General features: G+C 34.6%; 22 protein-coding genes. 16 read left to right on the top strand and 6 right to left on the bottom strand.

Features of this window, described 5'->3' with window-relative positions; translation table 11 throughout:
• Positions 1 to 2: 2 nt before the first annotated feature.
• The 9 genes from hemH (at position 3) to Q0845_RS20840 (ending at position 11,656) form a co-directional block, all read left to right on the top strand.
• Entirely contained in the window at positions 3 to 1,040 is a 1,038-nt protein-coding gene (gene hemH / locus Q0845_RS20800) for a ferrochelatase (protein ID WP_298517278.1), read from the top strand.
• Positions 1,040 to 2,380: an MATE family efflux transporter gene (locus Q0845_RS20805; protein ID WP_298517280.1), complete on the top strand. Its 1,341-nt coding sequence runs from the start codon at positions 1,040 to 1,042 to the stop codon at positions 2,378 to 2,380. Before hemH ends, Q0845_RS20805 begins: the two co-directional genes overlap by 1 nt.
• Before the next feature lie 361 nt (positions 2,381 to 2,741).
• Positions 2,742 to 5,828 (top strand): glycosyl hydrolase, encoded by a 3,087-nt coding sequence (locus Q0845_RS20810; protein ID WP_298517329.1) that lies wholly within the window; start codon positions 2,742 to 2,744, stop codon positions 5,826 to 5,828.
• The gene (locus Q0845_RS20815) at positions 5,829 to 6,383 is read left to right on the top strand and encodes a CopD family protein (RefSeq protein WP_298517282.1); all 555 of its coding nucleotides are present in this window, start codon (positions 5,829 to 5,831) and stop codon (positions 6,381 to 6,383) included.
• 46 nt (positions 6,384 to 6,429) lie between these two features.
• On the top strand, positions 6,430 to 7,890 hold the full coding sequence (locus tag Q0845_RS20820; RefSeq protein ID WP_298517284.1) for an ATP-binding protein: 1,461 nt from the start codon (positions 6,430 to 6,432) through the stop codon (positions 7,888 to 7,890).
• Between the two features lie 8 nt (positions 7,891 to 7,898).
• Positions 7,899 to 8,681: an enoyl-CoA hydratase-related protein gene (locus tag Q0845_RS20825; RefSeq protein WP_298517285.1), complete on the top strand. Its 783-nt coding sequence runs from the start codon at positions 7,899 to 7,901 to the stop codon at positions 8,679 to 8,681.
• A 218-nt stretch (positions 8,682 to 8,899) separates the two neighbouring features.
• Positions 8,900 to 9,934, top strand: coding sequence for a T9SS type A sorting domain-containing protein (locus Q0845_RS20830; protein WP_298517287.1), 1,035 nt, complete (start codon positions 8,900 to 8,902; stop codon positions 9,932 to 9,934).
• A gap of 89 nt (positions 9,935 to 10,023) precedes the next feature.
• Positions 10,024 to 11,097, top strand: coding sequence for a PA0069 family radical SAM protein (locus Q0845_RS20835; protein ID WP_298517332.1), 1,074 nt, complete (start codon positions 10,024 to 10,026; stop codon positions 11,095 to 11,097).
• 127 nt (positions 11,098 to 11,224) lie between these two features.
• Positions 11,225 to 11,656: a hypothetical protein gene (locus Q0845_RS20840; protein WP_298517289.1), complete on the top strand. Its 432-nt coding sequence runs from the start codon at positions 11,225 to 11,227 to the stop codon at positions 11,654 to 11,656.
• 80 nt (positions 11,657 to 11,736) lie between these two features.
• Here the strand turns inward: Q0845_RS20840 and Q0845_RS20845 are convergent, their stop codons facing one another.
• Positions 11,737 to 12,333: a hypothetical protein gene (locus Q0845_RS20845; RefSeq protein ID WP_298517291.1), complete on the bottom strand. Its 597-nt coding sequence runs from the start codon at positions 12,331 to 12,333 to the stop codon at positions 11,737 to 11,739.
• 209 nt (positions 12,334 to 12,542) lie between these two features.
• Between Q0845_RS20845 and Q0845_RS20850 the strand changes: the two genes are divergently transcribed.
• Complete coding sequence (locus Q0845_RS20850; protein ID WP_298517293.1) at positions 12,543 to 13,412, top strand: AraC family transcriptional regulator; 870 nt, start codon at positions 12,543 to 12,545, stop codon at positions 13,410 to 13,412.
• 54 nt (positions 13,413 to 13,466) lie between these two features.
• On the opposite strand, the gene Q0845_RS20855 is transcribed toward Q0845_RS20850, so the two are convergent.
• The 5 genes from Q0845_RS20855 to Q0845_RS20875 form a co-directional block, all read right to left on the bottom strand.
• Positions 13,467 to 13,658 (bottom strand): hypothetical protein, encoded by a 192-nt coding sequence (locus tag Q0845_RS20855; RefSeq protein ID WP_298517295.1) that lies wholly within the window; start codon positions 13,656 to 13,658, stop codon positions 13,467 to 13,469.
• Between the two features lie 163 nt (positions 13,659 to 13,821).
• Positions 13,822 to 13,998 (bottom strand): hypothetical protein, encoded by a 177-nt coding sequence (locus tag Q0845_RS20860; protein WP_298517298.1) that lies wholly within the window; start codon positions 13,996 to 13,998, stop codon positions 13,822 to 13,824.
• 168 nt (positions 13,999 to 14,166) lie between these two features.
• Positions 14,167 to 14,826 carry an HD domain-containing protein gene (locus Q0845_RS20865; RefSeq protein ID WP_298517301.1) on the bottom strand — a complete coding sequence of 220 codons (660 nt, stop codon included), beginning with the start codon at positions 14,824 to 14,826 and terminating at the stop codon, positions 14,167 to 14,169.
• Positions 14,827 to 14,857: 31 nt separating this feature from the next.
• Complete coding sequence (locus Q0845_RS20870; RefSeq protein ID WP_298517303.1) at positions 14,858 to 15,565, bottom strand: 1-acyl-sn-glycerol-3-phosphate acyltransferase; 708 nt, start codon at positions 15,563 to 15,565, stop codon at positions 14,858 to 14,860.
• A 115-nt stretch (positions 15,566 to 15,680) separates the two neighbouring features.
• Positions 15,681 to 16,091 carry a BrxA/BrxB family bacilliredoxin gene (locus tag Q0845_RS20875; RefSeq protein WP_298517306.1) on the bottom strand — a complete coding sequence of 137 codons (411 nt, stop codon included), beginning with the start codon at positions 16,089 to 16,091 and terminating at the stop codon, positions 15,681 to 15,683.
• A gap of 600 nt (positions 16,092 to 16,691) precedes the next feature.
• On the opposite strand from Q0845_RS20875, the gene Q0845_RS20880 reads away from it, so the two are divergent.
• From Q0845_RS20880 to Q0845_RS20905, 6 genes are all read left to right on the top strand, one after another.
• Complete coding sequence (locus Q0845_RS20880; RefSeq protein WP_298517308.1) at positions 16,692 to 16,922, top strand: helix-turn-helix transcriptional regulator; 231 nt, start codon at positions 16,692 to 16,694, stop codon at positions 16,920 to 16,922.
• Positions 16,923 to 17,122: 200 nt separating this feature from the next.
• Positions 17,123 to 17,935, top strand: a complete 813-nt coding sequence (locus tag Q0845_RS20885) for a TerB family tellurite resistance protein (protein ID WP_298517311.1) — start codon at positions 17,123 to 17,125, stop codon at positions 17,933 to 17,935.
• A 59-nt stretch (positions 17,936 to 17,994) separates the two neighbouring features.
• Positions 17,995 to 18,585, top strand: a complete 591-nt coding sequence (locus tag Q0845_RS20890; protein WP_298517314.1) for a HupE/UreJ family protein — start codon at positions 17,995 to 17,997, stop codon at positions 18,583 to 18,585.
• A 54-nt stretch (positions 18,586 to 18,639) separates the two neighbouring features.
• Entirely contained in the window at positions 18,640 to 18,840 is a 201-nt protein-coding gene (locus Q0845_RS20895; protein WP_298517317.1) for a class I lanthipeptide, read from the top strand.
• 131 nt (positions 18,841 to 18,971) lie between these two features.
• Positions 18,972 to 19,406: a dCMP deaminase family protein gene (locus Q0845_RS20900; protein WP_298517320.1), complete on the top strand. Its 435-nt coding sequence runs from the start codon at positions 18,972 to 18,974 to the stop codon at positions 19,404 to 19,406.
• A gap of 12 nt (positions 19,407 to 19,418) precedes the next feature.
• Complete coding sequence (locus tag Q0845_RS20905) at positions 19,419 to 21,017, top strand: S41 family peptidase (RefSeq protein ID WP_298517323.1); 1,599 nt, start codon at positions 19,419 to 19,421, stop codon at positions 21,015 to 21,017.
• Positions 21,018 to 21,101: the final 84 nt, after the last annotated feature.

The raw sequence follows: 21,101 nt of genomic DNA on the forward strand, positions 1-21,101 counted from the left end.
AGATGAAAGGTGTATTACTCATTAATCTTGGTTCGCCAGATAGTCCCAACCCAAAAGACGTAAAAAAATATTTAGCAGAATTCCTGATGGATGAACGTGTAATTGATGTTCCAAAATGGCTCAGAACATTTTTGGTAAAAGGAATTATCTTAAACACGCGTCCAAAAAAATCAGCAAAAGCATATCAAAAAATTTGGTGGGAAGAAGGTTCGCCTTTAATCATCATTTCGGAGCGTTTTCAAGAAAAAATACAAGCGCGTGCTAAAGTGCCTGTAGCTCTAGGAATGCGTTACGGTTCCATGAGTATTCAAAAAGGATTGAAAGAATTGCATGATCAAGATGTAGATGAAGTATTGGTGGTGCCATTATATCCGCATTATGCGATGTCTTCTTCGGAAACCGTAATTGTAAAAACAAAAGAAGAGCAACAAAAGCATTTTCCAGAGATGAAGTTGACGTTTGTGCCATCTTTCTACAATCATCCAGATTATATTCGCGTATTATCTGAAAAAATAAAATCACACATCAAAGACATTGATTACGATCACATTCTGTTTTCCTATCACGGAATTCCAGAACGACATATTCGTAAAACAGATCCAACAAAATCACATTGCAAAATAGATGGAAGTTGTTGCAATACACCATCTAAAGCACATGAATTTTGTTACAGACATCAATGTTTTGAAACCACAAAGTTAGTGGGCGAATATTTGGATTTGCCAGAAGGTAAATACAGCAACTCATTCCAATCTCGTTTGGGCGGCGATCCTTGGTTAAAACCATATACAGATAAAGAATTTGAACGTTTCCCGGAAGAAGGAAAAAAGAATTTAGTTGTCATCACACCAGCATTCGTAGCAGACTGTTTAGAAACGCTTGAAGAAATTGCTATGGAAGGTGAAGAAGAATTCAAGGAAGCTGGCGGAGAACAATATCAGCATGTTCCTTGTTTAAATGACGATGACGAATGGGTTAAAGTAATGACACGTTGGATCAATGAATGGAGTGTAGCTTCTAAAGAGGAAGCAACTGCCTAATGGCAACTAACAAATCTGCCGAACTTGGTATTGCGCCTATTGGAAAACTTCTCATTGCGCAAGCCTTACCTGCATCGATAGGAATTCTGGTCATGTCTTTAAATATGGTAGTCGATACCATTTTTGTAGGACAATGGATCGGAGCTATGGCAATTGCAGCAATTACGGTAGTGGTACCACTTACTTTTTTAATTGCTTCCATTGGAATGGCTATTGGAGTTGGTGGTGCATCCATTATTTCCAGAGCTTTAGGAGCAGAAGATCATGACAAAGCACAACGAACCTTTGGAAACCAAATTGTCATGTCGTTTGGCTTGGCAGTTTTCTTTGTCATTATCGGATTAATTTTTAAAGAAGAAGCGTTGGCACTCTTTGGTGCGAATGGTGAAATTCTCGCTCCTGCGGAAACCTACTATGTAATTGTCATGTATGGAATTCCGTTTTTGTCTTTATGTATGACAGGAAATCCCGTGGTACGCGCAGAAGGCAAACCAAAATTTGCTATGGTAGCGCTTATTTTACCTGCAATCGGAAACATATTTTTCGATTATTTATTTATCAATGTGTTGGATATGGGCATGGCTGGCGCGGCTTGGGCAACGTCTATTTCATACTTTATCTGCTTTCTATTTATTTACTGGTTCTTTCTTTCAAAACACAGTGAGCTTAAAATCAGATTGCGTTGTTTTAGGTTAGAACGTGTCATTGTGAGGGAAATTACAGAATTAGGAGGCGTAACCTTAGCAAGACAAGGAATGGTGAGTATATTATCGATCATTCTCAATCATACACTATTTGCTTATGGAGGAGAAACGTCGGTAACTATCTATGGAATTATCAGTAGAATGTTAATGTTTGCTTTATTTCCTGTGATGGGAATTTCGCAAGGATTTTTGCCAATTGCGGGATTCAATTATGGTGCAAAAAAGTTAGAACGTGTGCGGGAAAGCATTAATATTTCTATAAAATACGGAACAGGTTTAGCACTGATCATTTTTGCAATCATCATGATTTTTCCAGAACAAATTACAGCCGTTTTTACAAATGATAATGTAGTCATTCGCGATACGCCAAATGCATTGCGCTGGGTTTTCTTAGTCACACCATTAATTGCAGTACAAATGATTGGTTCTGGATATTTTCAAGCCATTGGAAAAGCAATTCCTGCATTATTATTGACGCTTACAAAACAAGGTTTTTTCCTCATTCCATTAATTTTAATCTTACCAAAATACTACGGAATCTTTGGTGTTTGGGTTGCCTTTCCCATTGCCGATTTATTAGCTACGATTGTTACAGGTTGGTATCTAAATCGAGAAGTGAGACGTACGTTGAAATAGATTTGAGATATTAGTATTGAGATGTTTCAAATGTCAATTCGAGCGCAGTCGAGAATATTTTGATATTCATACAGTTTCTAAAAACGCTAGCGCGAGTTTCCAAACTCGTGCCAACAAACAAACAAAAAATAGATTTGGAACTTCTCTTTTTCTTAGTATATCTCGATACAATTTTTCTTCATTTCATTACGAAAAGCCACTCGATATGACGATTAGAATTTAATAATAAAGCTAGCGTAAGTTTCCAAACTCGTGCTATCAAACAATTTAACAACCAACAATCATACAATAAAAAGAATAATCCGTATTTTTAGTAGCTAAAACCAAACCAACCTAAAAAATGCGAATCCTAACCATTGTAATGGCGCTATTTCTTACCGTAGCCAGCCAATTTGAAGCACAAGCACAAACGTTTGACGAAACCTATTATAAAAACCTAGAATACAGACTTATCGGGCCATTTCGTGGTGGGAGAAGTGCGGCTGTAACGGGCGTTCCTAACAAGCCAAATTTGTTCTATTTTGGAGCAACAGGTGGCGGAATCTGGAAAACAACCAATGGCGGACGTGCTTGGGAAAATATTTCCGATGGATACTTTGGAGGAAGTATCGGAGCGATCACAGTTTCTAAAAGTGATCCGAATGTTATCTATGTTGGTGGTGGAGAAAAAACCGTGCGCGGAAATGTATCTTCAGGATATGGCGTTTGGAAAAGTGTCGATGCAGGAAAAACATGGAAAGCATCTGGATTAAAAAATTCAAGACATATTCCAAGAATGGCGGTACATCCAACAAATCCAGATATTGTATACGCTGGTGTCATGGGAAATATTTACAAATCTTCCAATGAAAGAGGTGTTTATAAAAGTATTGATGGCGGAAAAACGTGGAAAAAAACACTCTTTGCCAATGCCGATGCAGGAGTTGTTGATTTATTAATCGATCCAACAAATCCAAGAATCTTATACGCTTCTACCTGGCGCGTTCGAAGAACTCCATATAGTTTGAGTTCTGGTGGCGACGGTTCAGCGTTGTGGAAAAGTACAGATAGTGGTGAAACTTGGACAGAAATCTCTACCAAAAAAGGATTTCCAAAAGGAACGTTAGGAATTATTGGAGTTACCGTTTCACCATTAAATAACCAACGTGTTTGGGCAATTATAGAAAACAAAGACAAAGGTGGATTATACCGAAGTGAAGATGGCGGAGAAACATGGAAACAAGTAAATAGCGAACGTAAATTGCGTCAGCGTGCATGGTATTACACACGTTTGTATGCAGATACTGAAAATGTAGATGTTGTATACGTATTAAATGTACGCTATCATAAAAGTACCGATGGAGGAAAAACATTTAGTACGTACAATGCACCTCATGGTGACCATCACGATTTATGGATTGCACCAGAAAACCCAAAACGTATGATTATTGGTGATGATGGTGGCGCACAAGTGACGTATGATGGCGGCGAAACTTGGAGTACCTATCACAATCAACCAACTTCGCAGTTTTATAGAGTCACAACGGACAACAGTTTTCCATACCGAATTTATGTAGCACAACAAGATAATTCTACCATACGAATTCCGCATAGAACCGATGGTTTTTCAATTTCAGATGACGATTGGGAAAGCACAGCTGGTGGAGAATCAGCACATATTGCGGTAGATCCAAAAAATAATGACATCGTATATGGTGGAAGCTATGATGGTTTCCTCACACGAAAAAATCACAGAACAGGAACCGTAAGAGCTATCAATGTTTGGCCAGATAATCCGATGGGACATGGCGCAGAAGGCATGAAATATCGTTTTCAGTGGAATTTCCCTATCATTTTCTCAAAGCACAATCCAAATCGATTGTATACTTTTTCAAACCGTGTACATGTAACGGAAAATGAAGGACAATCATGGAATATTATCAGTCCAGATTTAACAAGAAATGATCCAGAAAAATTGAAATCTTCTGGTGGACCAATTACGCAGGATAACACTTCCGTGGAATATTACTGTACCATATTTGCTGCCCAAGAATCACCTTTGAAAGAAGGTTTGTTATGGGTTGGAAGTGATGACGGATTGATTCACATTACACAAGATAGTGGACAAAACTGGGAAAATGTAACACCAAAAGGAATGCCTGAATGGATGATGATCAACAGTATTGAACCAAGTGTTTTTGACGCTGGAACTTGTTATGTAGCTGGAACAAAATACAAAACAGGCGATTTTAATCCATACATTTATAAAACAACCGATTACGGAAAAACCTGGACAAAAATCACCAACGGAATCAACTCAGAACACTTTACACGTGTGGTTCGTGAAGATCCAAAACGTAAAGGATTGCTATATGCAGGAACGGAAACAGGCATGTATATTTCGTTCAATGATGGGAAAAACTGGCAATCGTTTCAGTTAAATCTCCCTATTGTTCCTATCACAGATTTAGTGATAAAAGACAACAATTTAGTCGTAGCAACACAAGGAAGAAGTGTTTGGATTATTGACGATTTAACCGTGATTCATCAACAATACAACATCACAAAAAATGAAAACATTTTATACCAACCAAAAGATTCGTATAGAATGCGTGGCGGTTCTCGAAAAGGTAGTAAAACTGATGGGACAAACCATCCAAATGGTGTCATGACCTATTTCTATTTGAACGATTACGATGCAGCAGATGAGGTTTCGTTAACGTATATGGAAGCTAATGGTGATGTGATTAAAAAATTCAGCACAAAAAATAAAAAGAAAGACAAGCTTACAGTTGAAAAAGGAGGCAATCAGTTTGTGTGGAACATGACGTATACGGGAACAGAGCGTTTAAAAGGTATGATTTTATGGTGGGCAAGTTTACAAGGTCCAAGAGCAGTACCAGGTGAATACAAAGTGAAATTAACCGTAAAAAAAGAAGGTGCTGATGCTGTAGAAATTACAAAACCATTTACCATTTTAGCAGATAAAAGAGCCGAAAGTACATTGGCAGATATGCAAAAGCAATTTGATTTCATCAAAGATGTCAATGCAACCATGGACAACGCACACAAATCCATCAAAAAAATTAGAAAAATTAACGCAAAATTGAGTTCTTTTGCAACGCAGTATAAAGATGATGAAAACGTAAAAGATTTGGTGGAAAAGGCAAAAGAATTGAAAAAACAATTCACAACTATTGAAGAAGCTTTGTATCAAACCAAAAACCGTAGTGGACAAGATCCGTTGAATTTCCCAATTCGTCTCACTAACAAATTAGGACATTTAAATTCACTGGTAAGTATGGGCGATTTTGCGCCAACAGAACAAGATATTGCGGTAAAAAATGAGTTGACACAAAAAATCAATAAAGAGTTGAATGCATTCAATAACTTGGTAGATACAGAAATCAAAAACTTTAACGAAGCTTTTAATGCGAAAAAACTCAATTATTTATTTATAGAAGACTAAATGTTGTTAGAATATTACGGTTACATAAAAGCACTGCATTTAATATTTGTAGTCTCATGGTTTGCGGCTTTGTTTTACATGCCACGTTTGCTAGTATATCAAATAGAAGCCTTTCATAAACCATCTCCTGAAAAGGAAATTTTAGGAAAACAACTCAAACTTATGGCAAAACGATTGTGGTTTATCATTGGATGGCCGTCAGCAGTTTTGGCAACTTTCTTTGCAGTTTTATTGCTCATTGCCAATTCAGCACTATTGCAATTGGGTTGGATGCATGTAAAACTTGCATTTGTGTTTTTATTAATTTTATATCATCTAAAAACACACCAAATGTACAAGCAGCTGCAGCATGATGATGTGCGATACAGTTCTACTTTTATGCGATTGTGGAATGAAGGTGCTACTTTTATTCTATTTGCCGTAATTTTCTTGGTGATTTTGAAAAGCTCCATCAATTGGATTTTTGGCGTCATCGGAATCTTTGTATTAGGAATCTTATTGATGTTAGGATTTAAGCTGTACAAACGCATACGCGAGAAAAATCCGGAGGCATAATTTGGCTTGATTATTGTGCAAACGCAAGGAAGATAAACCCACATTCATGAAACCAGCTAGACTTTCATTACGTTCTCGAATATTTGCTTACATGATTCTTTTGATTCTTGTTGCGTCTATTTTGATTGCCATCGTTACCATTAATCAATATCGAGAACAATCGAAGGAATATCATGATAGAAGATTAGATAGAAAAGAAGAACAAGTACAATCGCACGTAGAATATTTAATCAATAAAGAAACCACTTATATTGTAAATACGGAGAACTTGGGACTTATCTTTAAAGATAGAGATGCAATCTATAAAATTGCAGATATCCTTAAATTAAAGATTAATTTATACAGTCTTGAAGGTGATTTTATCATTACTTCAGATACTTCAATACGAAGTGAAAGCATTTTAGAATGTTTGACAGCAGAAGTTTTGAATGGTTTGCGAAACAGTCCTGAGAAAAAGTTTGCTGATAGTAAAATTGTCCTAAATGATAAAGAATACCAATCTTCGTATAATATTATTACAGATTCAAAATTTAAACCTTTAGGAATTATCAATCTACAATTTGAAGTAGATGATTCATTTGAGAAAGAATTAAACGAGTTTTTAGGACGTTTGGCATTTGCGTATCTCATTATGTTTGTGATCGCCATTGTATTTGCATATTATATATCGAGATACATTACAAAATCATTGAAGAAAATAGGCGAAAAGTTAGATCAAACACGCTTTAACAAACGCAATGAAAAGATTATAGTAGAAAATGCGGGAGAAGAGATATACAACTTAATTACGGCATACAATAGTATGATTGATGAGTTGGAAGAAAGTGCTGTAAAACTAGCAAAAAGCGAACGTGAACAAGCGTGGCGCGAAATGGCAAAACAAGTAGCCCACGAAATCAAAAATCCGTTGACACCAATGCGTTTGAGTGTACAAAGTTTTCAACGAAAATTTGATCCGAATGATCCAAAAATTCATGAAAAAGTAAATGAATACACCAAAACGCTCATTCAGCAAATTGATACCATGAGTAATATTGCTTCGGCGTTTTCAAACTTTGCCAAAATGCCAGCGCAGCAAAATGAAATGTTGAATGTGGTTGAAATTACACGTTTGGCAATGGAAATTTTTAATGAAAACTATATCAACTATTCGTACGAAGAAGCAGAAATCATTGCAAAATTTGATAGAACACAGCTGATTCGAGTAATTACCAACTTGGTGAAAAATGCCATACAAGCCATTTCAAATGATCGTCCGCCGCGCATTGATGTTCGTGTGTTTGAAGAAAATAATATGGTGACCATTACGGTAAAAGATAATGGAATTGGGATCACCAAAGAAAATGAACCAAAAATATTTGAGCCAAAATTTACCACAAAAACCAGTGGAATGGGATTAGGACTCGGAATGGTAAAAAATATTGTAGAAACTTACGAAGGAAGTATTACTTTTACATCCGAAGAAAATAAAGGCACAACATTTAGGGTGTCATTTCCAAAAAACTAAATAAAACCATGAGCTACGAAAACATATTAGTACAAGAAGATAACGGAATTGCAACGATTACAATTAATCGTCCAAAAAAATTAAACGCACTTAACAAAGATACTATTCAAGAATTGCACACTGCTTTTGAAGCCTTAGATGCTTCGGCTGATGCAAAAGTAATTGTATTGACAGGAAGTGGTGAAAAAGCCTTTGTTGCTGGAGCAGATATTAGTGAGTTTGCACATTTTTCTGTAGAAGATGGAGGAAAGTTAGCGGCAAAAGGACAAGAATTATTGTTTGATTTTGTACAAAACTTAACTACGCCCGTAATTGCAGCTGTAAATGGATTTGCGCTTGGTGGCGGATTGGAATTGGCCATGGCTGCACACTTTAGAGTAGCAAGTGATAATGCAAAAATGGGCTTGCCAGAAGTATCTCTTGGTGTAATTCCTGGATATGGCGGAACGCAACGTTTGCCGCAATTGGTTGGAAAAGGAAAAGCAATGGAAATGGTGATGACAGCAGGAATGATTGGTGCCGAAGAAGCCAAACAATGCGGATTGGTAAATCATGTAACAACGCAAGAAGAATTGTTACCATTAGCGTATAAATTGGCAAGCAAAATAATGCGAAACTCTTTAGTAGCCATTCGTGGAGCTATCAAAGCAATTAATGCAAATTATACCGATGGAGTGAATGGATACGAAACAGAAATTGAAGAATTTGGAAACTGTTTTGGAACGGAAGACTTCAAAGAAGGAACGACAGCTTTCTTAGAGAAAAGAAAAGCCGATTTTCCAGGAAAATAAATAAGACAAAATGATAGCTGATAAAGTCGTGGTTGTACAATCACGACTTTTTTTATGTTTTCTAATTAAGTTTTATACAGGTATTTCTTCGTGTTTTGGGTTAACAAATACGATTTTTTTGATACTAACTATAAAAAACACTAAATTTCAGTAGGGTAAAATGCTGACTTTGATGTTATTATAATATCCCTCTAAACCGATTTACTAAAACAACCAATATGAAAAAACTACTACTCACGATTGCATTTTGTATGTGTATTTTTGGTGTAAGCGCACAATGTAACATCAATCCATTTATTCAGCAGAACTATGAATTTGACGCCAAATTATTAGTCTTACGTGAAATTCAAAACAATCCTAGTGATCCAGATTATGACAATCCTATTTTATCTCAATCACGTGTCAATGACTATTTAGAGGAACTTTCTGCGATATACACGAATCCGCAAAATACGATTGAGATTGACTCTTTATTTAATGAATTTCAATTTCACGTATCGCCAAAAAGTTTGCAGTATAAAGATATCCTATTTCATGTAGATACCAATGCAAGTTGGGTTCAATCTCTAAAAGATAACGGTACTACAGGAATTGCAGCTTTTGATAATATATTGTCTACATATCAATTTTCGGTATTCAGTGCTACAGATTACACGACGCCACCTTTTGAAAATAAAACAAGTTTTAGACTAACGACTACACAAGATTTTTTAAACACCTATGCTTTAAGAGATGATCTTCAAAATGCTACTACAGAAGATTTATTTTTTGCGTTGGTTTTTTTTAATGATCCTTTGTGTCAATACAATGGAATTCCTTACATGATAGAAACGTATGAACTTCCGCCACAGGAAGTAGCTGTGGTTGATTGTGATATTACCAAAAATGTAAACACTGGTCGTTGGACTTTTAGACTATTTGGAGGTTGTATTCCGCCAGATCCTTCACAAGATCGTTTTGTAAATGTGAGTGACGATTGCAGTACCGTTAATTTTTCACGGACATTATCTACAATAGAAAATGAATTGACAAATGTTTCTATTTATCCAAACCCGACTTCCGATAAGTTAAACATTCAAGGAATAACAAACCTTAAACGTGTAGAGCTATATTCTATGCTTGGAACGCAAATAAAAGCTGATTTCAACAATACAACAGTTGTTGATGTTAGCAATTTAAAAATTGGTGTGTACTTTTTAAAAGTGATAGATGATCAAAATCGTTCTATAGTTAAGAAATTTGTCAAAAAATAAATAAAATTTCTGTAGTTGCAGTTCTAAATTAATCAGATACATACGATTCATATTTACAAGATTTATTTTTGAAAAAAGAAAATACAATCTTGGAAAATTCATCAAAAATCAAAGGCAGAGGCGCGCAAAAAAATGTACACAATCGTTTTTTGCAAGACGCACATGAAGTACGTTCCGATTTTTTAGAATATTGCCAGAAAGAAGGAGAAGAAGCCGACAAGAATAAAACCACATACATTAATGTTTTTCCAAAAACGATTGTCAATAAAGTGACCAGTCCAGATGTTGGGATGGAATATTCGCTCAATCCGTATCAAGGTTGCGAACATGGTTGTATTTATTGCTACGCCAGAAACAGTCATGAATTTTGGGGATTTAGTGCTGGACTAGATTTTGAACGCAAAATATTAGTGAAACGCAATGCAGCCGAATTATTAGAAGCAAAAATTAAGAAGAAAAGCTGGAAAGCACATCCTATTGTCCTTTCTGGAAATACAGATTGTTATCAGCCTGCGGAGAAAGAACTGAAAATTACACGAAGTCTACTCAAAGTATGTCTAAAATATAAACATCCTGTCGCAATCATTACGAAAAATTCGCTCATTTTAAGAGATTTAGATTTGCTAAAAGAGCTTGCGAAAGATCACTTAATTGGTGTTAATATTTCAATTACTTCATTGTCGGAAGAAACACGTCGTGTGTTAGAACCGCGAACCGCGAGTATCAAAAAACGATTGGAAACAGTGAAAACCTTAGCCGATCATGGAATTCCTGTAAATGTGATGTTGGCGCCAATCATTCCGTCAATTAACAGTCATGAAATTCTGCCTTTAGCAAAAAAAGTATCCGAATTGGGCGCTACTTCTATTGCGTTTACTATTGTACGATTGAATGGTGCGATCGGTGAAATTTTTACCGATTGGATTCGTAAAACCATGCCAGACAAAGCAGATAAAGTATTGCATCAAATAGAAAGTTGTCATGGAGGTACTTTAAACGATAGTCGTTACGGACATCGAATGCGTGGCGAAGGAAAAATTGCAGAACAAATTCGTAATTTAATTAAGCTTGCGAGACTAAAATATTTCAAAAATAAAAAAATGCCTAGACTCAATACAACACTTCACGAACAATACAAAAAAGGGCAATATTCGCTGTTTTAAGTACGCTTATAAAAAAATAATGACGCTTATCAACTCATTTGAGTTTTGTATGGCAGATTCACATATATTTAAAAAGATTTCCCAATTTTCAACGTGCATAAAATTTGAAATTTAACAAATAAGCACAATGAAAAAAGTACTCTTATGCATCATGGCGTTTGCTATGTTATCTTGTTCTTCAGATGATGAAAATTCTTCAATCACAGAAGAAAACGCAATTAGTTTTAATTTGAATGGAACAGACTATTCTTTAACGGATTATTCTGTGCAAATTGATCCAACAAACAGTTGGAATCGAATTATTGAAGCTTCTTTTGACAACAACACCAAAAGGATTTTATTTTTTGTAGAAGTAGAAGAAACCAATCAAATAGGTGAATTTCTTTTTCAAATAGACGGAATCAATTGGATTTCCGATCCTACTTTAGGCAATAGAGAAACATCTATTACTACACATACAGATACTAAAATGGAAGGAACATTTAGAGTTACATTTGAAGATACTAGAGGAAAACCCGTATATGCGTTTACAAATGGAGAAATAAATATTCAATATTGATATACGTACATTTAAAAATTAAAAACGCAGCAATGGTCATCTAATTGCTGCGCTTTTCAATTCAAATTATATTAAATAGCCTAAAATTTAATATGCTCTGTAAACTCTCTGTCTTGACTTGTAAAAACAATCGTATACTTTCCTTTTTTCTGCTTTGATAGTTCGTATACACGTTCTACAATTTTCGTGTTTTCAAACGCTTCAGAAAAAACCAAATCTTCCCCTTCATTATACGATGCTCTATAATATATTTTAATGGATAAAGGTTGTGCATCTAAGGAAAGTCTTGATATAAACAAATGATTCTCATCCAATCGAACAGTTGGCTTATAAATCACAGTTTCTTTGTCTTTATTAAATGTTACTTTGCTGGATGTTACTGTAAATGGAATCACAACGATTTCTAGATCCTTGTCTAATTCAAAATAATAATCTCCATCTGGCAAAGCAGTCAAATCAAATCCTCTAGAATAGCTTCCGTTTTTTTGAATAGCTTCTTTGTATAGAATAAGTAAATTAGTGTCTTTAATCACCAATTGATGTCCTTTCTTAACATTGTTAAATGTTAATATTGTACCTTCTTTGTGAATGTCTAAAGAATACGTACGGTTCGCATAAGTTAGCATACTAATGGTCATCATTACCATGCAGACGATTTGGTTCATTCTTTTTTTCATGACTTTTTTGTTTTAAATAATTTACGGTACAAATCTAGTTTAGATGAAAGAAGAGAAAAACAGCTATTTTGGCTAATTTGTGTGGTATTTTAACCGTTAAATAATTGCAAACTTTGTTATGTGTTAATATAGTATAGAATTAGGGTAAATGAACACACATTTTAAGCAGTTTTAGTAGTATTTTTGTATGGATTGCTAAACATGCTACTTTGAATACAAAACCTACGCTTGAAAAAATTACTCCAGAGTTTGGAAACTCCATCTTTGTTGCTCAAAATAAAGAGAAACGAAAAAGGAATTTAGCATTTTGGCATTTTCATCCAGAAGTAGAATTGGTCTATGTAAACAAAGGAAAAGGAAAATGTCATATAGGAAATCATCTTTCGTATTTTAATAACAGTCAATTAATATTGATTGGATCAAACTTACCGCATAATGGTTTTACCGATCGATTAACCTCTAAAGGAAAAGAAACACTTGTTCAGTTTAAAACTGATTTTTTAGGGAAAGAATTCTACAATTTGCCAGAAATGCAACCAATTTCTTTACTACTTGAAAAAGCAAAAAAAGGAATTCGTTTCAAACCAGAAACCAAAAAAATAGTAGGTCCGAAAATTGAAAAACTGCCCAAGTTTAATGGTTTCAAACGTGTTATGAAATTATTGGAAGTATTGCATATACTTGCTTTGGCGGAAGATTATGAGTTGCTGAATGTTGACGGATTTGCCTTTGAAGCACAACCGCAAGACAGTATTAAAATTGATACAATTTTTAAACACATCAACAATAACTTTCAAAGACATATAACACTCGATGAAATTGCCAACGAAGTCAATATGACGGTTCCTGCTTTTTGTCGTTATTTCAAAAAAATTACTGGAAAAACCTTTACCAAATTGGTAAATGAGTACAGAGTTGTATACGCTACCAAATTATTATTAGAAAGTAAAAGTAGCATTACTGAAATATGTTATGAAAGTGGTTTCAATAACTTTTCGCACTTCAACAAATTATTCAAAGAAATTACTGGAAAAAGTGCTTCCAAATATAGAAGCGAAATGAAATTGATCATACAATAAACTCATCCAAATAATATCGTTGTAAAATTTAGATGAGTTCATTTTTATAGCATATTAACCGTTTGCACAGCCTTTAGTCTTGCATCCATTACTATATCCACAATCCCAAGTTGGTCCGGCAGTACTGGGAGAACCTTTTATTGGTTGGTTGTTATTGTTGTTGTTCTGAAGACCACCGTTGATGGATGCTAAATTTGAAATAGAAACACTGTTCAGTTTTAATGATTGAATTGCTTTGCTTTTCATAATGTTTATAAATTAATAGATTACGTTTTCTATGAATAGGGTACATTATGAAATTTCATTACCCACTTTTATGAATCGTATCTATAAGGTGCAACAAAAAAACCATCTACATACAACTTTTGTGAAGTATGTGATGGTCTTTATTGTATAGTTTAAATTGTAATTAGCGTGTGCACACATCTTTACTGTTACAATTCCAACTTGGTCCCGCAGTACTTGGTGCTGCATTCCAATCTCCGCCCGCAGGAGGTGTTCCACCTGCAAGTCCACCAACAATAGTAGATAAATTAGAAATTGATTTTTTAGTAAGTTTCAAGGTTTTCATTCCGTTACTTTTCATAATAGTTTGATTTGTAAATTAATAACGGATCGAAAGTACAGCATCAACCAAGCAATTAAAAAGAAAGCAATTGATGGTTTATGAAAACGCGATTATTTAAAAAGAAATAAATCTAATAAGTCCAAGAAGTCTAACAAATCTAAGCAAGTCTAGGATGTCTAAAAAAGTCTAAACTTCCCCATTCCACTCCGCATAAAACTGGTCTAAAAACTGTTCCATAAAAACATGACGTTGTTTGGCGAGTTTTTTTCCTGTTTCGGTATTCATTTTGTCTTTTAACAATAACAACTTCTCATAAAAATGATTAATTGTTGGTGCAGTAGATTTTTTATAATCAGCTTTTGTCATGTTGAGATTTGGTTGAATCGCCGGATCGTATAACTTACGATTCTTAAAACCACCATAATTAAAACAACGTGCAATACCAATAGCGCCGATAGCATCCAAACGATCTGCGTCTTGAATTACATCGAGTTCAGGAGAACGAAACTGCTGATCAAAATTTCCACCTTTAAACGAAATATTAGAAATAATCTGTGTTACATGCACAATATCACTTTCTGCAACGTAGATGCTTTCTAAAAAAGCACGTGCTACTTTTGGGCCAACGGATTCATCGCCATCATGAAATTTTGCATCGGCAATATCATGTAGCAAAGCGCCTAAACTTACAATAAACGTATCAACGGTTTCTTCTTGAGCAATTAAAAGTGCATTTTTATACACGCGTTCAATATGAAACCAATCGTGTCCGCCTTCAGCATTTGCCAAAGTTTCCTGTACAAAAGAGATGGTTTTTTGTATAATTTCTTCTTTCTGTAAAGACATGATCAACTATTTTTTTAAAAACATATAAAAACTAGGCAACAACAATAGACTTTGTAACTACTTTTTCAATATGAGCAATCAATTCATTGTACTTTGCTTTAGGATAATCGCTCAGTAAAATAGGTTGATGCGCATCAATCGTAATCTTTGAACCTAAACCACAAGGAAACTTTCCGTATTTAGTCGTTTTCCATGAATTATTAATGGTTACTGGAACAATTTGTGCGTTCGGAATATACTTAAACAATACTTCTAATCCTTTTGTTTTAAAAGGTTTTGGAACGCCAGTTTTACTTCGTGTGCCTTCTGGGAAAATAATAGCTGCATAATTATTTTCATAAATCGATTTTGCAAATCGGATAATTTCGGCAATTGCTTGTTTTTGATTCTTCCTGTCAATCAAAGCAGCACCACCATGACGTAAATTAAATGAAATACTTGGAATGCCTCTTCCCAATTCTTTTTTACTAATAAACTTTGGATAATGCTTTCGAAACAACCAAATCATCGGCGAAATATCGTTCATACTTTGATGGTTAGATACAATAATTAGCGGTCTGTCTTTGTCCAGTTTATGTGTGTTTCGAAGCTTATAATGAGTCCCTAAAATACGATGGCAACGCATAATGCTATATTGCAAAGCATTCACGCTCCAGTTATGTCCATTGTGTCCACCTATTTTTAGGCAAATCCACTGTATGGGATGAAAAATGACTAACAATAACCCAAAGACGGGCATATAAATACTTGAGAGTATGTATGATAAAATTTTCACTACTTCCGTAAGATAAATTAAATTAAAAAACAAAACCACGCGCTGGCGTGGTTTTTATAACTTGTTCGTTAAAAGTGCATTAGCAATTTTCGTTGTACGCATCTTTTAAGTTTTCAGCAATCATTTCAGCTGGTCTTCCTTCAATATGATGACGCTCTAACATATGAACTAATTGTCCATCTTTAAACAATGCCATGCTTGGAGAAGAAGGTGGAAAAGGAATCATATAACCTCTTGCTTTATCTGTTGCTTCTCTATCAACTCCTGCAAAAACAGTCACTAAATTATCTGGTTTCTTATCGTTATCTAAAGACATTCTTGCGCCAGGTCTTGCATTAGCTGCAGCACAACCACAAACAGAATTTACAACTACTAGTGTTGTTCCTTCTTTTGCCAAAGCATTGTCAACAGCTTCTACCGTATGTAATTCTTCAAAACCAACTGCAGTCAAATCTTCACGCATTGGTTTTACCAATTCTGGTGGATACATAATCTTTTAAATTAAATTCATTAATAATGGTGCAAAGATACGGATTAAATTTTAGCGAAACTGTCCAATTGCACACAGTTTTTATTGATGGAGTTATTTATATAATTGATAGAAGGTCATGACGATACTTATTATTTCTTAGAAAAAAAATCGAGCGTACTTTTTAAAAAAATGAGGAGTAAACCAATAATTCCTCCATACAAGAAAATTTTTGTGAACATGCCTAAATGACTACGGTTAAAATTTTCGGAAAAACAAAAATTGCTACCAATTATAAAATCTATAATAGAAGCATCTGTGACTATTACAAAAATTAAATCTATCAGAAAAAGTGTCGCAAAAAACGTTATAAACATCGACTCTTTTCCAACTATTATTCGCTTCTTTTCTTGGTACTCTTTTGTAATCTTATTCTTTTCATGATTGTTTTGTTTTTCTTTCGAGATCGAACTTTGGTCCTTATCACTCATATTTTTTAAGCTTAATAATACATGGCAGGTAAAAATTTACGTCATACATGACTTAAAAATAGAAAATATATATCAAACACGTCACATATGACGTAAATTATTGCGCCTTGAATAGAGAATTTTAACGTCTATGGACGCACTAGAAAAAGATGAGATGCTGAAAAAAATTGGTATGCGTGTTAAAGAATTGAGAATAAGAGCTGGTTATAAGAGTCACGAACAATTCGCATTTGATAATAATATTCAACCAAAACAAATATGGAGATGGGAATCAGGTTACGATTTTAAAATATCTAGTTTGATCCGAATCGCTCATATTCACAAAATTACCTTAGAAGAGTTTTTGAAGGATATAAAATAAAACTCACAAGCATCTAAAAAATATTGTCGCTGGCTTTTAATTGATACTACTATCGATTTATATACCTATGCCACAGATTTTATCATAAAATTCATGTCAATCTTATTGTCTTATCGCTTACAACTTATAAACTTGCTAGAATTACGTTTTCATTGTACATTTTTTCTTGGGAAAATGTATCTTTGGTAAAAAACAAATATATGAGTGGATTTGCAAGCTGGATTGGAGGCGCTTTGGGTTGGACGCTTGGTGGACCTATTGGAGCTGCTATTGGATTTGCCATTGGAACAGCCGTTGATAAAGCAACCTCTAAAGGATTATTACTTGAAGAACCTAAAAGAGAAAAAAGGCAACGTCGTAGAAGAGCCGAACCTACGTATGAAAAAAGAAGACGCCGTAGAACAACAACCGCGCAAAAACAATCACAAACAAAGTCGGGAGATTTTGAAGTAAGTTTATTGGTACTTTCTGCCATTGTCATGAAAATTGATGGAGAAGTATCAGAATCTGAAAAGAACTATGTTCGCGATTATTTTGTGAAAATGTACGGGAAAGAGCGTGCCAATAATGCCTTTAAACTTTTCAATGGATTGCTTAAGAAAGAAGATATTTCTACACGCCAAGTTTGTCAGCAAATCCAAATGTATATGGATCATTCTTCTCGTTTGCAATTGCTACACTATTTATTTGGTGTAACCAAAGCAGATGGAGAAGTAAGCGAAGAAGAAGTAGAACTCATTGAAAAAATTGCAGGATACTTATATATTAATGATCGCGATTACCAATCGATCAAAGCGATGTTTTATAATGAAATAGATAGCGCATATCGAATTTTGGAAATAGACAAATCTGCCACCAATAACGAAATCAAAAAAGCATATCGTAAAATGGCGAAAAAATACCATCCGGATAAATTGCAACATTTGGGAGAAGAGCACGTTAAAGGCGCAGAAGAAAAATTTCAACGTGTACAAAAAGCGTATGAAAAATTGCAAGAAGAACGCGGTTTTTAAATTCCTAAAATAAAATGTAAGTTTGATACAATAAACCCCAACCTAAAACCTATAATTTTATGCTTGATGAATTTTTATTATACTTCAAATTAGGACTCCATCACATTCTTAATATAGAAGGATTGGATCATATCCTTTTTTTAGTAATGTTAATAATTGCCTATACTTTTAAAGATTGGAAAAGAGTCTTGTGGCTCGTAACTGCTTTTACTGTTGGACATACCTTATCTTTAATTTTATCAATCTACGGAGCTGTAAAAGTCAATGGAGCTATTGTCGAATTTTTTGTGCTAATAACGATCTTTTTAATGGCGTTATATAACATATTCACTGCTGGAAAAAACAGCAACAAAACAAAATCGATTGTATTGGTTGTCTCAGCCTTATTTTTCGGAATTATTCACGGCTTGGCTTTCGCAAAAGATTTTAAATCAATGATTACTGCGGGTATAGAAGATAAATTTTTGCCTTTGGTAGAATTTACTTTAGGAATAGAAGTCGCTCAAATTATTGTTGTAGTATTTGTATTGATTATTTCTTTTTTGTTTCAAACCATATTCAGATTTTCAAAACGCGATTGGGTAATGGTCGTTTCTGCTATAGTAATAGGCGTGCTAATTCCAACACTCATCAAAGCAAGATTTTGGTAGTTCAATAGTATTTTAATAGCTTAGAGAGATTATTAACATTAAGACAAATCAAATATGAAAAAAAGAGATCTCTCTAAATTAAGTCTGAACAAAAAGCAAATTTCAACGCTGAATTTTCAAAATTTACGCGGTGGAAGGTTAGCTCATGCTGGATCAGATTGTGAAGGAACATGTACTTGTAACTGTACAGAAGTAAATACATGCGATTGCGATACGGAAGAATCAGATTGCCTTCCTTGCCATTCAGCACCATGAGAACTTAATTTTGGTAAAAAATTAACAACAAAGCTATTGTGATTCCATGATAAACCTAATATCTTCGTTACAGAAGGTAAGAAGCAACTTTTATAGTTGCTTTTTTTCGCTCTAAAAAGGTAAATTTGCAGATGCCAAAACAAAAACAAGCCAAATATGATCATGCCTATTTACGCATGGCAAAAGAATGGGGAAAACTCTCTTATTGTAAACGTAAACAAGTTGGCGCGATTATTGTCAAAGATAGAATGATTATTTCTGATGGTTACAACGGAACACCATCTGGATTCGAAAATTTTTGTGAAGATGAAGAAGGATATACCAAATGGTATGTGCTACATGCAGAAGCCAATGCTATCTTAAAAGTAGCAGCTTCTACGCAATCTTGTGTTGGAGCAACATTGTACATTACAATGTCGCCATGCAAAGAATGTAGCAAGCTTATTCATCAAGCAGGAATCAAAAGAGTTGTGTATGTAGATGCTTACAAAGATGACTCAGGAATACAATTTTTACAAAAAGCAGGCGTTGAAGTAGAACATATTCCAGTACTTCAAACCTCCTAAAACAAGCACAATTTGAATAAAAAAACACAATATTTACTTCCCGTGATCATTGCAGCTGCAGTTGCCGCAGGTGTATTTATTGGTGGAAAATTGAATTTTAGTGCTACACCAGAAACCTTATTCTCATCAAATACGAGCAAAGATAAACTCAATCGTTTAATCGATTATATTGATTACGAATATGTAGATGATGTCAATGTAGATAGTATTGTAGATGTAACGGTAAACAATATCTTAGAAAATCTAGATCCGCATTCGGTGTACATTTCTTCTGATGAAGAAAAACGAGTTGCCGAAAATATGCAAGGTGATTTTGTCGGTGTCGGAATTCGCTTTGATATGGTAAACGATACGTTGACAGTCATTCGAACGCTAGAAGGTGGGCCAAGTATTGCTGCCGGAATTAGAGCCGGCGACCGCATTTTAATGGCAGATAGAGATACGTTGTACGGTAAAAACATGCGTAATAATGAGATTGTTTCACGATTAAAAGGAACAGAAGCTACCTCTGTGAAACTGAAAATTTACCGCAAACAAACCGATGAAGAATTCTATATCAATCTCAAAAGAGCCAAAGTTCCTATTAAAAGTGTCGTAGCAAGTTATATGCTGACAGACGATTTAGGATATATAAAAATCAATCGTTTTGCAGAAACTACCTATGATGAATTTGAAGCTGCACTAAAAAGACTTCGACGACAAGGAGCCAAGCATCTAACATTAGATTTACGTAACAATCCAGGCGGAATTTTAGATGTTACACGCGAAATTGCAGATGAATTCTTAAAAGATGGAAAGTTGATTCTTTTTACAAAAAATAAAAAAGGAGAAATTGACAAATACTATGCAACCAATAAAGGTGATTTTGAAGACGGAGAAATATATGTATTGATCAATGAAAAATCAGCTTCTGCCAGTGAAATTGTTGCAGGTGCATTACAAGACAATGACAAAGGTGTTATTGTTGGACGAAGATCTTTTGGAAAAGGATTGGTGCAACGTCCAATGCCGTTAGGTGATGGTTCTGTAGTGCGTTTAACGATTTCACGTTACTATACACCAACAGGACGTTCTATACAACGTTCATACAAAAAAGGACATAGCGATTATTTTGACGAATATTACGAACGTTTCAAATCGGGAGAATTGAAGTCGATGGATAGCATCAAGGTAGCAGATTCGCTAAAGTTTGAAACACCAAAAGGCAAAATTGTATATGGCGGTGGCGGAATCATTCCAGATGTATTTGTACCACTTTCTAGCACGCCAGAAGTATTATCACTAGAACGTGGATTGCGTACAAAAATAATTGGATATATGGATGATTTTGTATTCAATGTACTAGAAGCTGACAGAGGAAAATACAACGACATTTCGTTTCAAGAATTTATACGCGACTTTACCATTTCGGACGAATTACTAAAAGAATACGCAAGCTTCTTAAGTGAAATGCGCGGACAACGTATTTATATTGAAAAATACGCTGATCAGATGAAAAGACATCTCAAAGCGATATTTATTGAACAATTATATGGTACAAATGGATATCAGCAACAACTCAATGTTGGTGACGAAATGATTGAAAAAGTAATGGAGTTACATCGTAATTAGTATTTTCAAACGTCACTTCGATTTCTATGACAAAATCAAACGATTTTGATAAAAATTTTGATTTTTAATTAGAGCAAAAACAAT

The sequence above is a fragment of the uncultured Kordia sp. genome (assembly GCF_947489565.1).
Classification (GTDB): domain Bacteria; phylum Bacteroidota; class Bacteroidia; order Flavobacteriales; family Flavobacteriaceae; genus Kordia.

Excerpts from the sequence above, each read along its gene's own strand:
- hemH (WP_298517278.1), top strand. The coding sequence starts at position 3 with ATGAAAGGTGTATTACTCATTAATCTTGGTTCGCCAGATAGTCCCAAC.
- Q0845_RS20805 (WP_298517280.1), top strand. The coding sequence starts at position 1,040 with ATGGCAACTAACAAATCTGCCGAACTTGGTATTGCGCCTATTGGAAAA.
- Q0845_RS20810 (WP_298517329.1), top strand. The coding sequence starts at position 2,742 with ATGGCGCTATTTCTTACCGTAGCCAGCCAATTTGAAGCACAAGCACAA.
- Q0845_RS20815 (WP_298517282.1), top strand. The coding sequence starts at position 5,829 with ATGTTGTTAGAATATTACGGTTACATAAAAGCACTGCATTTAATATTT.
- Q0845_RS20820 (WP_298517284.1), top strand. The coding sequence starts at position 6,430 with ATGAAACCAGCTAGACTTTCATTACGTTCTCGAATATTTGCTTACATG.
- Q0845_RS20825 (WP_298517285.1), top strand. The coding sequence starts at position 7,899 with ATGAGCTACGAAAACATATTAGTACAAGAAGATAACGGAATTGCAACG.
- Q0845_RS20830 (WP_298517287.1), top strand. The coding sequence starts at position 8,900 with ATGAAAAAACTACTACTCACGATTGCATTTTGTATGTGTATTTTTGGT.
- Q0845_RS20840 (WP_298517289.1), top strand. The coding sequence starts at position 11,225 with ATGAAAAAAGTACTCTTATGCATCATGGCGTTTGCTATGTTATCTTGT.
- Q0845_RS20845 (WP_298517291.1), bottom strand. The coding sequence starts at position 12,333 with ATGAAAAAAAGAATGAACCAAATCGTCTGCATGGTAATGATGACCATT.
- Q0845_RS20855 (WP_298517295.1), bottom strand. The coding sequence starts at position 13,658 with ATGAAAAGCAAAGCAATTCAATCATTAAAACTGAACAGTGTTTCTATT.
- Q0845_RS20860 (WP_298517298.1), bottom strand. The coding sequence starts at position 13,998 with ATGAAAAGTAACGGAATGAAAACCTTGAAACTTACTAAAAAATCAATT.
- Q0845_RS20865 (WP_298517301.1), bottom strand. The coding sequence starts at position 14,826 with ATGTCTTTACAGAAAGAAGAAATTATACAAAAAACCATCTCTTTTGTA.
- Q0845_RS20870 (WP_298517303.1), bottom strand. The coding sequence starts at position 15,565 with ATGCCCGTCTTTGGGTTATTGTTAGTCATTTTTCATCCCATACAGTGG.
- Q0845_RS20875 (WP_298517306.1), bottom strand. The coding sequence starts at position 16,091 with ATGTATCCACCAGAATTGGTAAAACCAATGCGTGAAGATTTGACTGCA.
- Q0845_RS20880 (WP_298517308.1), top strand. The coding sequence starts at position 16,692 with ATGGACGCACTAGAAAAAGATGAGATGCTGAAAAAAATTGGTATGCGT.
- Q0845_RS20885 (WP_298517311.1), top strand. The coding sequence starts at position 17,123 with ATGAGTGGATTTGCAAGCTGGATTGGAGGCGCTTTGGGTTGGACGCTT.
- Q0845_RS20890 (WP_298517314.1), top strand. The coding sequence starts at position 17,995 with ATGCTTGATGAATTTTTATTATACTTCAAATTAGGACTCCATCACATT.
- Q0845_RS20895 (WP_298517317.1), top strand. The coding sequence starts at position 18,640 with ATGAAAAAAAGAGATCTCTCTAAATTAAGTCTGAACAAAAAGCAAATT.
- Q0845_RS20900 (WP_298517320.1), top strand. The coding sequence starts at position 18,972 with ATGCCAAAACAAAAACAAGCCAAATATGATCATGCCTATTTACGCATG.